Source organism: Micromonospora sp. DT31 (assembly GCF_049841795.1).
GTDB lineage: Bacteria > Actinomycetota > Actinomycetes > Mycobacteriales > Micromonosporaceae > Micromonospora.
On the sequence record NZ_JBNCKZ010000008.1, the window covers coordinates 99113 to 112999 of the forward strand.

Below are 13887 nucleotides of genomic sequence, written 5' to 3' on the forward strand. Positions count from 1 at the left end.
GGCGTGACACCCCATCACGCTCCGGCCCAGGCTCCCAGTACTTCTCGACTCTTTCCGTAGAAGGTGCGTCATGTCCTTATCTCGTGGCATTCGTGGGCGTTTGAGGCGCTCAATAGCCGCCAGCACAATTGTCGTGTTCGCGGCAGCGAGCTTCGTCGCGGTTCCGCCGGCGCAGGCGGCACCGAAGCCGACCGGCGACCGTCCGGTCAAGGTCACCAACGCGAAGCCGGCCGTTCGCGTGCCGGTCGACCGGACACCACTGCCGGATGACGGCGGCCGGTGGACCAGACCCGCCGGGTCGGCGTGGCCGAAGGCCGGTGAGGCCCGATTCCCCCGCGACGGCAGCCAGGCACGCCGCGCCGCCGCGAAAGCCGGTGGCCTGCCCGTCACGGTGTCCACCCCGGACGGCGCCGCCGCGCCCGAGCAGACCCGGGTGCGGGTGCTCGACGAGGAACACTCCCGCCGGTTGGGGGTGAGCGGCCCGGTCGTCGTCGTCGACGGTGACCGCGGCACCGTCGAGACGGCCTTCGACTACACCGGCCTACGGCACCTGTACGGCGGGAACTGGGGCGAGCGGCTGACGCTTCGGCGCCTGCCTGCCTGTGCGGCCACCACGCCGCAGCGTTCGGAGTGCCAGCGGGCCGAACCGGTCGACACGACAAACGACCGGGTGAACAAGACCCTGTCCACCAAGGTGGCCGTCTCCGACACACAGGCGTCGGTGTTCACCATCACCGCCGAGGAGTCCTCGGCCGAGGGCGACTACAAGGCCACCGACCTGCAGGCGTCGGGCTCGTGGACGGCTGGCGACCCCTCGGGCGCCTTCACCTATGCCAACCCGGTCCGGCTGCCTCCGGCGGAGGGGCCGCTGCCCCAGGTGGCGTTGCAGTACTCGTCGCAGGTGGTGGACGGGCGGATGGCTGGTGCCAACAACCAGTCGTCGTGGATCGGCGACGGCTGGGAGTACGCACCCGGCTTCATCGAGCGGACCTACGTGCCCTGCACCGACGACCGCGGTGCGGCCGACGGCAAGGACCCGAACAACAAGGACAAGAAGACCTACGACCACTGCTGGAAGGGTGACTCGCCGAACGTCACCCTGTCCCTGAACGGTGTCAACGCGACCCTGGTCAAGGACGACGAGACGGGGGCGTGGCGCGTCCAGAGCGACAGCAACTGGCGGGTCGAGCGGATCGGTGACCCGGCGACACGCAGCGCCACCACGACCGAGCGGTGGACGGTCACCACACCCGACGGCACCCGGTACTTCTTCGCCAGCGAGGTGGCGTCCTCGGGCTCCCGATGGACCATCCCGGTATTCGGCAACCACCCCGGTGAGGGCTGCCACGTCACCGACTTCAAGGGCTCGTCGTGCGAGCAGGCCTGGCGGTGGATGCTGGACAAGGCCGTCGACGTGCACGGCAACATGGTCCGCTATCACTACGCGACCGAGGACGGTCACTACGGGGCGGCCGGTGACAAGGACAACCGGGTCTCGTTCACCCGCGGCGGTCACCTGACCCGGATCGAGTACGGACTGCACACCGCCCACCCCAGCGTCAGCGCCGCCGCCCGCGTGCTGTTCAGCACCGCCAACCGGTGCCTGGTGACGGAGTGCTATCAGGACGGCAAGCCGGTCAAGGGGAGCTGGCCGGACGTTCCGTGGGACCGGGAGTGCGCCACCGCTCCCTGCACGGACAAGTTGGCCCCGGCCTTCTTCTCCAGCAAGCGACTCACGAAGATCATGACCCAGGTGCGTAGCGGCACCTCGTTCGACGACGTCGAGTCGTGGAGCCTCAGCCACGAGTTCAAGGCCGCGAAGACGCCGGGATCGGCGTCGCTGTGGCTGGACACGATCACCCATGCCGGGCACGTCGGCGGTACGGTCACCGAGCCGTCGGTCCGGTTCGCCGGAGTCGAGCTGGCAAACCGGGCCAACGTGCTGCCCGGCGCTCCGATCTTCTCTCGGTGGCGCATCCAGCAGATCCGCACCGAGTCGGGTGCCGACATCGAGGTCACCTACTCCCAACCCGACTGTGACCTGGGAAACCTGCCGGCGAAGCCAGAAGCGAACGCCAAGCTCTGCTATCCCGTCTACTGGACGCCGGACGGCTACGACGAGCCGGTGCGGGACTGGTTCCACAAGTACGTGGTCACCGAGATCTCCGAGACCGACCGCACCGCTGACCAGCCGGCGGTCACCAGCCGGTACCAGTACACGACCGACGGCGGTGGAACGGCCGTCCTGTGGGGCTACGACGACAGCGAGTTCACCAAGAAGAAGCACCGCACGTACGGCCAGTGGCGGGGCTACTCGCAGGTCACCACGCTTGTCGGTACGCCCGGACAGGGTGTTCCGTCGGCCACTCGCAAGCGGTTCCACAGGGGTCTGGACGACCAGCCGATGCCGGACGGCACGCGGCGCAGCGTCAAGGTCAGTGACTCCGAGGGCAAGGCGTACCCGGACCACCCGGCGCTGGCCGGGTCCCCGCTGGAGGAGGCGAAGCTCGACGGCTCCACCGTCGAGGAGGCGTCGACCACGCAGTACTGGGTGCGGCAGACCGCCTCGCGCCGCCACACCGGGGGCGCCGACCGCGCGTACCTCACCGGTCCGTCGGTGCAGCAGAGCCGCAAGCGCCTGACGCCGACGGTGTGGGCGCGTACGGAGACCCGCACCAGCTACAACTCCGAGGGGCAACCGGAGGCGGTGTCCGCCCTCGGCGACGCCGCCAAGCCGGGTGACGAGACCTGCACCCGCACCACCTACACCGGTAACCACGAGAAGTGGTTGCGGGCAGTGGTGGCACGGGTGGAAACGGTCGCCAAGGCCTGCGGGGAGACGCCGTCGCGTCCTGCCGACGTGGTCTCCGACGTCAAGACCTACCACGACGGTTCGGACGTCCACGGCGCCGCGCCGAGCCGGGGTCTGGTGACACGTGAGGACACGCTGGACAGTTGGCAGGGCTCGCCCAGCTATCGCACCACCAAGCGTGCCTCGTACGACGCGCTCGGTCGGCTGGCCAGCGAAACGGACGCCCGCGGTGGCGTGACCGCGACCGACTACACCCCGACCGGACCGGGGCCGGTCACCCAGACGGTCACCACCAACCCGCTGCTGCACAAGGTGACCACCTACCAGCACCCGGCCTGGGCAGAGCCGACGGCGATCGTCGACGCCAACAACAAGCGCACCGACCTGGCGCACGATCCGCTGGGCCGTCTCGCCAAGGTGTGGCTTCCCGGTCGGGCCAAGGCGACCCAGTCGGCGAGCCTCCAGTTCAGCTATCTCGTCCGCAACAACGGACCGCTGGCCGTCACCACCAAGCGGCTCGGGCCGAACGGCACCTACATCACCAAGGTGGGTCTGTTCGACTCGCTCTACCGGTCGGTGCAGACCCAGGAGGACTCCCTGGGTGGGCACCGTCTGATCGAGACGACCGGCTACAACGACCGTGGGCTGAAGGCGTTCAGCGCGGGCTCGGACTACCGACAGGGTGCACCGGCCACCGAGTTGCTGGAGAGCACCCCCGGTGGGGACCGGGTCCGGACGGTGTTCAGCTATGACGCGTTGGGCCGGGTGGTCAACGAGGGGACCTGGTCGGCCAACGGCCAGTTGTGGGCGACGATCACCAGCTACGGCGGCGACACCGAGGGCTGGCAGGTCGCCGTCACCCCGCCGCACGGGGAAACCCCCACGGTGCGGATCAGTGACGTCCACGACCGGACGGTCGAGCTGCGTCAGTACAAGGGCAGGACGCCCACCGGCGAGCACGACACGACGAAGTACACCTACACCCCCCGCGATGACCTGGCGACCGTCACCAGTTCTCTCGGCAAGGTCTGGCGTTACGAGTACGACCTGCGTGGACGGGAGGTGCGCACCGTCGACCCGGACAAGGGCGAGACGGTCCTCACCTATGACAACCACGACGACGTGACCTCGTCGAGAAACGCTCTCGGCGAGGTGGTCTCCACCGAGTACGACGCGCTGGGACGGCAGAAGAAGCGGCTCGTCAACGGCCAGGTCGCCGCCGAGTGGACCTACGACAGCGTGGCCAGGGGCCACCTGTCCGGGCAGGTCTCGTTCGTCAACGGGCACCAGTTCAGCCGGAAGATCCTCGCGTACAGCAACGCGTACCAGGTCGCCGACGAGGAGTCGGTCATCCCGGCGATGCCCGGTCTGGAGGCGGCGGCGGGCAGGTACGTCTCCACGTACACCTTCCGGGTCGACGGTTCGCCGGAACGGATGAACCTGCCCAAGATCGGTGCGCTGGAACGCGAGACGCTGACCCACACGTACGACGACCTGGGGCACGTGACGCGACTGGTCGGTACGTCCTACCCGTCGGGCACGAACTCGGTGTACGTGGACACCGCGTCGTACTCGCCGCACGGCGAGGTGTTGAAACGCAAGCTCGGCATGAAGGAGCAGCCGCAGGGCCACCACACGTACGAGTACGACGACGTCACCCGCCGGCTGACGGACTTCTACTTCGATCGGGACGCCTCGGTCCCCAACGTGGCCGCGCTGAACTACCGCTACGACCAGGCCGGCAACGTCCTGTCGGTGGCCAACCGGCCGCTGGACGGGGACGGGAACCCCCGGCCCGGGGTCAGCGACGTGCAGTGCTTCCAGTACGACCACCTGCGCCGGCTGACCCAGGCCTGGACCCAGTCCAGCAACGGCTGCGCCGCGGACCCGGCGGCGGCCGATGTCGGTGGCGTGTCGGCCTACTGGAAGGCGTACGCCTACCACGCGGACGGCTCCCGCAAGTCGGTGACGGACCGCCGTTCGGGTGTCGCCTCCGTCTACGGGTACGCCGCGGCGGGTTCCGCCCAGCCGCACGCGGTACGTACGGTCACCACAGGTGAGCGGGTCGACCACTACGACTGGGACGCCACCGGCAATCTCACCTACCGTCGGATCGACGGGGTCGCCGAGAACCTGCAGTGGGACCCCCAGGGCAAGCTGGAGAAGATCACCGGCCCGGGTGGCGCGACCCGGATGCTGTACGACGTCGACGGCAACCGGATCGCCCGGATCGATCCGGGCGGTCAGGCGAGTGTCTTCGTCGCCGGACACGAGTTGAGCATCAGCGGCCAGGATACGACCGCGACCCGCTACTACGAGCACGCAGGCGACACCGTCGCGTCCCGCTCGGCGTCCACCGCCACCGGGGCCGGGGACGTGATGTGGCTGGGCGCGGACCAGCACGACTCGACGCACTGGGCGGTCAACTCCGTCACCCGTGTGGAGACGATCCGGTACTCCGATCCCTTCGGCAGCCCGCGAGCCGGGGGCACCGGTGGGACGTGGCCGGGGCAGCGCGGCTTCGTCGACGGCGTCGCGGACCCGACGGGTCTGTCCCTGCTCGGTGCCCGGTTCTACGACGCGGCACTGGGCGCGTTCATCTCGGTCGACCCGCAGACCGACGAGTACGACCCGCAGCGGATGCATCCGTACGCGTACGCCAACAGCAACCCCGCCACGTTCGCCGATGCCGACGGCCTCTTCTGGGGCAAGGTCAAGAGCGTCGCGAGCCGGGCCGGCAACGCGGTGGCCAGTGCCGCCCAGTCGGCGGTCACGACCGTGGTGAACAACGCCGGCACAATCGCATCGGTCGCCGGCACGGTGGCGCTGGTCGCCGCGGTGCTGCCGCCGCCCGCCCAGGTGGTCGCGGCCGCAGCCGGCGCGGTCGCTGCGGTTGCCGGAGCCATCGACACGGTCAAGACCTGCGCGGGCGGGGACAAGCTGGGTTGCGCGATGGGTGTGGCCGGGATGATCCCCGGCGTCCGGCAGGCCAAGACGGCTGCCCGTGGTGTCGGGGCGGCGAAGAAGGCGGTGAAGGGGGGCAAGTGCACGACGCCGAACAGCTTCACGCCGGGCACCGCTGTCCTGATGGCCGACGGCAGCCTCAAGCCGATCGAGGAGGTGGCCCTCGACGACGTGGTCCACGCGGTCGACCCGGAGACCGGTGAAGCGGGCGCACGCCCGGTGACCGACGTGATCAGCGGCGACGGTGAGAAGCGGCTGATCGACATCGGCGTCGATACGGACGGCGACGGCAGGGCCGACGACACCCTGACTGCGACCGACGGGCACCCGTTCTGGGTGGACGGGAGGAAGGACTGGGTCGCCGCGCAACGCCTGAGGGCCGGTGACCACCTGCTGACCCCCGACGGCGCCCGGGTGACGGTGGTGGCGATCGTCGCCTACGGTGCCGTCGCGACCGTGCACAACCTGACCGTCGACGGCATCCACACCTTCTTCGTGATCGCCGACACCACCCCGGTCCTTGTCCACAACTGCGGGGGGTACCAGGGCAAGCACCGGTCCGAGGAGCCGGAAGGGTACGTCGGGCGGCACCGGGCCGAGCACCAGCCGCAACACGACTCGTCGATGATCAAGAGCCACAAGAAGATCAACCTGCTCGACAGGTGGTCCTACCGGATGAAGGAGACGGCCCGCAAGGCTCAGCCCGGCGTGGAGAAGGGCAACGGCCAGTGGGGCGACAACGGTCAGAAGTACGGCGGGATGGCCGGCAAGATGATCGGCGGTGACAAGGGAGAGCTGATCGGGAGGATCCTTGGTGGGCTTTTCGGCTGGGCGCTGGCAATCTGGCGCAAGTGGGCGAAGGACTGGTGAGAGACGTGCTTGTTCAGGGGGGTCGCGAGTTCGTCTGGACGCTGTCCGACGCGGCGGCAACCGCGTGGCGGTCGGGGCGCGGCACGGTCGGGACGCTGGACGTGCTGGTCGAACTGGCGTCGCGGTTGCCATCGCTCAACCGCCTGCTCGGCCAGCGCGTGGGGAAGCTGAAGGAGGCCGCCGGCGTCTCCGGGGCCGAGCAGCCGCCCGACGGGGAACTGCCGGTCGCGCCCTCCGCGATCGAGCAGGAGGCGCAGGCTGTCCTCCGCGAGGCCACCTGGGTCGCCCGGCGACACCTGCGCAAGGAGGTCACCGACACGGCGCCGCGTTGGAGTCCGGCCAGTCACGCGGCGGTCCGGGACGCCTTGGCCCTGGCCCAGGCACACCGGCTGCGGCACGCCCACGGGATGCACCTGTTTCAGGCGCTGCTCGAAGCGTCGGCCGGCCGGGCGGCGCAGACGTTGGCAGACCTCGGCATCGGCCTGAAGGAGGTCGCGCGGCGGATGCCCGTCGACTCCTCGGTGGTGGAGGAGGGGACCCCGATGGCGGATGCCGCCTTGTCCCTGTCCGCCGTCGGGGTGCTGGATTCCGGTGGCGCCCTCTCGCGGCGCCTCCGGGTCACCGCCGGTCGCCTCGTACTGCGGTCCCGGGCCGGCGTCGTCCTGCCGTTCGTCGAACAGGAGGCGATCCGTCAGACCGTCCGCCGGGGTGCCGTCGAGGTGGACAGCGTCGCGTCGCTGGCTGCGGTGCTCGCCCTGGACGAACAGTTGACGGCGGTGGGGCGGACGCTCGCACCGCCCTGGGCGGCGGCCAATGCCGGCGGTGAGGTGCTGCGCGTCAAGGGCATCGACGTGTCGACGGTGCTGTCCCGGGCCGGGGCGTTGCCGGCTTCGTCCACCCCCGACCGCGCATACCGGTGGCGCAGCCTGCGCGGCGACCCGCCGTTCGGGCCGGACGCGGCGTCGGTGAGTGCCCGCGCCCACGATCTCGCCGACGGGTCCGACGTGGGCACCAGCCACCTCGTGCTGGCGATGCTGGCCGTGGACGACTGTGCCGCGCACCGGCTGCTGCGGGGCCTGCTCAACCTGCGGGATGTCCGGGAGGAGGTCACAGCCCGGCTGGGGTGCCCCCGAGCCTCCTGAGGCGGCATATGCCGAAGGGCCCGACCCCAGCGGGGTCGGGCCCTTCGGACATCGGTCAGGAGCTGTAGCCGCGGCTGGCGATCCAGTGCGCCAGGGCGTCCACGTCCATGCGGTACGAGGCCTGGTTCGGGTTGGCCGAGTCGGCGATCGTCACGACCTTCCCGCCGTCGCGGTAACCCACCACGCTGACGTAGTGGCCGCCCTCGAAGGAGTGGGCGTTGCCGTCGGTGTCGGTGGCGGTGCCGGCGATGTTGGCGACCACGGCCCGGCCGTCGTCCACCGCGCGCACCACGTCGGCGCGCAGCTTCTCCACCCGGTCACGGTCGCGGGCCTTGTCCACGGGGATCTCGGTGGACTTGTAGACGTCCTTGCCGGTCTGCTTGTTCAGCACCGGGGTGATGTCGTTGATGGAGTTGGTGCCGGCCTCGGTGGTGCCCATCTCCTTGGCCATGGCGTGCACGTCGATGTCCTTGCCCTGCACGCTCAGCGCGTTGCGGGCCGCGGCGGGGCCGCAGAAGTAGAAGTTGGGCTGCGCCTCGTAGCGCACGTCCAGCTCCCGCTCGCCGTGCTTGCGGTCGGCGGCGACCTGGACGGCGCGCTCGGCGGGAGCGGCCTGGGCGGCGATGGCGGGGCCGGCGATGCCACCGGCGGTGGCGGCGATACCGGCGACGGTCAGAGCGGTCTTGCGCAGCAGAGTGGTAGCCATGATCAGTTGCCTCTCTGTCGGGGGTACGCGGCGATGGGGGATGCCGCGGAAGTCGAACGGGCCCTTGCGTGCTTCGGGCCGGTGGCCTGCGCGGGCGGCCAGGGGATGGCCTGCTCCGGCGGCTCGGGGGATGTGACGACCGGCTGCCCGGGGTCATTCCCTGCCCGCCGGCGAGCGGGGCGGGGAGGTCGGCGGGTGCGGCGCGGTCTGCCATGTACAACGCCCCGCACCCCGCCCGGATTCCGCCGCAGCCGTGGCGCCCACCACCGGCGAACCGGACACCTCACCACAGACCTCCGGAGAGCCGAATCAACGGGACGGGTAGGAGATCTTGGTGAGTTCGTGCCCCCTGGAGGGCCGTTTCGTACCACGATCTCGGGCGGCCGTCCGGCCGGGATCACCGGGGGTGGTCGGCGGCTGCCTCGGGCTGGCTGGTGGAGGGGAAGGTGGGAGCGGTGTGGGCGGTGGGCTGGGCGGGGATCGGCGGGGCGGTGGGTGGCCAGGGGATCTCGGGGGAGCGGTGGAAGGTGATGCCGGCGGCCGCCCAGCGCGGGGCGTGGCCGGACAGCCGTTCGCGGAACCGGGACCAGTCGTGGGTCGCGCGGGGCGACCAGCCCAGCTCGGCGAGGGCGGGCAGGCGCGGGAACAGCATGTACTCGACCTCGGCCGGCGTCGTGATCGTCTCGGTCCAGAGCGGCGCCTCCACGCCCAGCACCGCCTCGGCTGGTACGTCGTGCAGGTGCGCGGCCGGGTCCCACTCGTACGCCCTGCGCACGTCGACGTGTCCGGCCCAGTCGAGGCCGAGCGGGCTGTCCGGGGCGTACTTCATGTCCAGGTACGCGTGGTTGGCGGGGGAGAGGATCAGGCGGGCGCCCCGACGTACCGCGTCGGCGGTCTGCGGGTCGTCGCCGTCGGTGCCCCACCACTGGAGGACCCGGCCGTCGACGTGTCCGGCCGGGGCGAGCTGGTGCCATCCGACGACGGTCTTGCCGTTGGCCGCGACCACCGCCTGGGCCCGCTCGACGAAGGCTCGGTATTGCTCGGCGGGCACCTTGAACGCCTCGTCGCCGCCGAGGTGCAGCCACGGCCCGGGGGTCAGCGCGGCGACCTCGCCGAGCACGTCGGCGACGAAGGCGTACGTCCGTTCGTCGGTCGGGTCGACGTAGCTGAACCCGACCTCGGTGCCGGTGTACGGCGGCGCCGCGACCTTGCCGGGCGCCAGTTCGGGGTAGGCGACGAGCGCGGCGTTGGTGTGGCCCGGCAGGTCGATCTCGGGCACCACGGTCACGTGCCGGCGGGCGGCGTACGCGACGATGCGCCGGTAGTCGTCCCTGGTGTACCAGCCGCCGGGGCCGCCGCCGACCTGGGTGGCGCCGCCGACCTCGGCGAGCCGGGGCCAGGAGTCGACGGCGATCCGCCAGCCCTGGTCGTCGGTGAGGTGCAGGTGCAGGTGGTTGAGCTTGTAGCGGGCCAGGTGGTCGACCACGCGCAGCACGTCCTCGACGGCGAAGAAGTGCCGGGCGACGTCGAGCATGGCGCCCCGGTAGGGGAAGCGCGGCCGGTCGACGATGGTGCCGCCGGGCACGACCCAGTGCGCGGTGACCGGCGTGGCGCTCTCGATGGCGGCGGGTAGGAGCTGACGTAGCGTCTGCGCGCCGTGGAACAGCCCTGCGGCGGTGGCGGCGGTGATCCGCACGCCGCCGGTGGTGACGTCGAGGCGGTAACCCTCCGGCCCGGCCACGGTGCCGTCCGAGCCGTTCCCGCCGGCCGGGCTGCTACCGGCCGGGCTGCTACCGGCCGGTTCGCTGCGGTCCGGGCTGCTACCGGCAGGGTCGCTGCCGGCCGGGCCTGCCGTCCGAGCGCTGGCGCCGGCCGGCGCCAGCGTGAGCGTCAGGACGTCGTCCTCGCTGCCGGGGCCGTCGGTGACCGGCAGCGGGAGGCCGGTGGCCGGGCGCAGCCAGCCGGCGAGCTGTTCGGCCACGTCCCGCCCGGCAGGGCTGACCCGCAGCGTCGTGTCCGCGTCCAGCGTGAAGTCCGCCGCCGGGTCCGGGAGCGCCTGCGCGGGGGCCGGCACCACGTCGCCGAGCCCGACCGGCGCCGGCCCGGCGAGCACCGCGGCGGCCCGGCCGGCGGCGACGCGGGCCAGCTCGGCGGCGGGTGTCGGCGTACCCGGTAGGACGCCGGGCGGGGTCGGCTCCGGCCCGGCTTCGGGGGCGACGGGGGTGATCGGCACGGCGACGCTCCAAGGGGTGTATTCGCGCGCGATATGGCAAAGGTCAGGTTCGACGAATCGTCGTGACGTCAAGGGTACGAGGAGCGGGGAGGTGCGTGATCGTGCTCGTGGAAGCGTTCCCAGAAAACGGTACGAACGCGGATAGTGGTGACCGTTGTGCCGAAAGTCACCGAACGCTCCCAGGTTTCCGGAAGTTCGCCTAGCCTTCGGCCACCGACGCTGACGAGCCGGGATTACCGGTGGTCGCCCCCGGGGTATGTCCGAACTGAACCTTCGTTAAGTGTCAATGGCGCGCGTGGGAGGCTCCAGGTGGCAGCGCAGGAAACGGTCGAGCACAAGTACGTCTACGACTTCGCCGAGGGCAACAGGGAACTCAAGGACCTGCTCGGTGGCAAGGGGGCCAACCTGGCCGAGATGACAAACCTCGGCCTGCCGGTTCCGCCCGGCTTCACGATCACCACCAAGGCCTGCCGGGCTTACCTGACGACCGGACGGGAGCCGGACGGCCTCGCCGCGCAGATCGAGGCGCACCTGGAGTCGCTGGAACGCGGGATGGGGCGGCGGCTCGGCGATCCGGACGACCCGCTGCTGGTGTCCGTACGCTCCGGCGCCAAGTTCTCCATGCCCGGCATGATGGAGACCGTCCTCAACGTCGGCCTCAACGACCGCAGCGTGGTGGGACTCGCCCGCCAGGCCGGCGGCAGCGCCGACCGGGCCGCCTCCGGCGACGCGGACAGGTTCGCCTGGGACTCCTACCGGCGGCTGATCCAGATGTTCGGCAAGACCGTCTGCGAGGTGCCGGGCGAGGAGTTCGAGCACGCGTTGGACGAGGCGAAACGCGCCAAGGGCACGAGCGACGACCTCGACCTGGACGCCGACGACCTGCGTGGGCTTGTCGACGCGTACAAGAAGATCTTCGCCAAGCACACCGGCCGGGAGTTCCCGCAGGAGCCGCGCGAGCAGCTCGACCTGGCCATCCGGGCGGTCTTCGAGTCGTGGAACGCCGAGCGGGCGGTGCTCTACCGCCGGCAGGAGCGCATCCCGGCCGACCTGGGCACCGCGGTCAACGTGGTGGCGATGGTCTTCGGCAACCTCGGGGCCGACTCCGGCACCGGCGTCGCGTTCACCCGCGACCCGGGCAGCGGCGCGCAGGGCATCTACGGCGACTACCTGGTCAACGCGCAGGGCGAGGACGTGGTGGCCGGCATCCGCAACACCGTGCCGTTGCAGGAGCTGGAGCGGCTCGACAAGACCTCCTACGACCAGCTGCTCGGCATCATGGCCCGGCTGGAGGAGCACTACCGGGACCTGTGCGACATCGAGTTCACCATCGAGCGCGGCAAGCTGTGGATGCTCCAGACCCGGGTCGGCAAGCGCACCGCCGCCGCCGCGTTCGTCATCGCCGGGCAGCTCGTCGACGAAGGGCTGATCGACCTGGACGAGGCGCTGCACCGGGTCAACGGCGCGCAGCTGGCCCAGCTCATGTTCCCGCGCTTCCAGGTCGACCACGAGTTCCAGCCGGTGGCCAGGGGCATCGGCGCGTCCCCGGGCGCGGCGTCCGGCACGGTCGTCTTCGCCTCGGCGCGCGCGGTCGAGCTGGCCGCCCAGGGCAGGTCGGTGATCCTGGTGCGCCGGGAGACCAACCCGGACGACCTCAACGGCATGATCGCCGCGCAGGGCATCCTCACCTCGCGCGGCGGCAAGACCAGCCACGCCGCCGTGGTGGCCCGCGGCATGGGCAAGACCTGCGTCTCCGGCGCCGACGCGCTGGAGGTGAACGTGCCGGCCAAGCGGTTCACCGTCGGCGACCGGGTGGTCAACGAGGGCGACATGGTGTCGATCGACGGCACCACAGGTCAGGTCTACCTCGGCGAGGTGCCGGTCATGCCGTCCGAGGTGGTGCAGTACTTCGAGGGCGAGATCGACCCGGAGACCACCGAGGACCCGCTGGTCCGCGCCGTACACCGGATCATGACGCACGCGGACGCGGCGCGGCGGCTGCGCGTGCGCACGAACGCCGACACCGGCGCGGACTCGGCCCGCGCCCGGCGGTTCGGCGCCGAGGGCATCGGCCTGTGCCGTACCGAGCACATGTTCCTCGGCGACCGCCGGGAACTGGTCGAGCGGCTCATCCTGGCCGAAGGTGGGCGGGAGCGGGAGGAGTCGCTGGCCGCGCTGCTGCCGTTGCAGCGGGCCGACTTCGTGCAGATCTTCCGGGAGATGGACGGCCTGCCGGTCACGGTGCGGCTGATCGACCCGCCGCTGCACGAGTTCCTGCCCCCGTTGGAGCAGCTCGCGGTCAACGTGGCGGTGGCGCAGGAACGCGGCGAGGACGTGGCCAAGGAGGAGGCGCTGCTCGCCGCCGTCCGGCGGATGCACGAGGAGAACCCGATGCTGGGCCTGCGCGGGGTCCGGCTCGGCCTGGTCATCCCGGGCCTGTTCGCCATGCAGGTGCGCGCGATCGCGGAGGCCGCCGTCGAGGTCGCCCGCAACGGCGGCACGGCCTGCCCGGAGATCATGGTGCCGCTGGTCGGCGCGGTCCAGGAGCTGGAGACGGTACGCGCCGAGGCCGAGCGGATCATCGCCGAGGTGGTCGGGGACAGCGGCGTCGAGGTGCTGATCGGCACGATGATCGAGGTGCCCCGGGCGGCGCTGACCGCCGGGCAGATCGCCGAGGCGGCGGAGTTCTTCTCCTTCGGCACCAACGACCTGACCCAGATGGCGTGGGGTTTCTCCCGCGACGACGTGGAGGGCGCGTTCTTCTGGCGCTACCTGGAGCTGGGCATCTTCGGCATTTCGCCGTTCGAGTCGATCGACGCCGACGGGGTCGGGCGGCTCATCCGCATCGCCGCCGAGGAGGGCCGGGCGGCCCGCCCCGGGCTGAAGCTGGGCATCTGCGGTGAGCACGGCGGCGACCCGGACTCGGTGCACTTCTTCCACTCCGTCGGGCTGGACTACGTCTCCTGCTCGCCGTTCCGGGTGCCGGTGGCCCGGCTGGAGGCCGGCCGCGCGGCGATCACCACCGCCGGTTCCGACTCCCGCTGATCGTGGCCGTGCGGGGCCGTCGGCGCAGGCCGGCGGCCCCGCGTACGGCCCGGCGCGCCGTTGCGCCCGCCCCGGCGTAACCTGAGCTTCCGCCACGTGTCGATCAGGAGGGGTG

General features: G+C 71.2%; 5 protein-coding genes. 3 read left to right on the forward strand and 2 right to left on the reverse strand.

Annotated features, from left to right (window positions below; genetic code table 11):
- The first annotated feature begins 133 nt into the window (after window positions 1–133).
- Together ACLQ2X_RS15885 and ACLQ2X_RS15890 are read left to right on the forward strand one after the other, a co-directional pair.
- Window positions 134–6646, forward strand: coding sequence for a polymorphic toxin-type HINT domain-containing protein (locus ACLQ2X_RS15885; protein ID WP_425681790.1), 6513 nt, complete (start codon window positions 134–136; stop codon window positions 6644–6646).
- A 5-nt stretch (window positions 6647–6651) separates the two neighbouring features.
- On the forward strand, window positions 6652–7788 hold the full coding sequence (locus ACLQ2X_RS15890; protein ID WP_425681791.1) for a Clp protease N-terminal domain-containing protein: 1137 nt from the start codon (window positions 6652–6654) through the stop codon (window positions 7786–7788).
- A gap of 55 nt (window positions 7789–7843) precedes the next feature.
- Here the strand turns inward: ACLQ2X_RS15890 and ACLQ2X_RS15895 are convergent, their stop codons facing one another.
- Together ACLQ2X_RS15895 and ACLQ2X_RS15900 are read right to left on the reverse strand one after the other, a co-directional pair.
- Window positions 7844–8494: a C39 family peptidase gene (locus tag ACLQ2X_RS15895; RefSeq protein ID WP_425681792.1), complete on the reverse strand. Its 651-nt coding sequence runs from the start codon at window positions 8492–8494 to the stop codon at window positions 7844–7846.
- Between the two features lie 397 nt (window positions 8495–8891).
- Window positions 8892–10727 carry a family 20 glycosylhydrolase gene (locus tag ACLQ2X_RS15900; RefSeq protein ID WP_425681793.1) on the reverse strand — a complete coding sequence of 612 codons (1836 nt, stop codon included), beginning with the start codon at window positions 10725–10727 and terminating at the stop codon, window positions 8892–8894.
- Window positions 10728–11036: 309 nt separating this feature from the next.
- Between ACLQ2X_RS15900 and ppdK the strand changes: the two genes are divergently transcribed.
- The gene (gene ppdK / locus ACLQ2X_RS15905) at window positions 11037–13772 is read left to right on the forward strand and encodes a pyruvate, phosphate dikinase (RefSeq protein WP_425681794.1); all 2736 of its coding nucleotides are present in this window, start codon (window positions 11037–11039) and stop codon (window positions 13770–13772) included.
- Window positions 13773–13887 lie beyond the last annotated feature (115 nt).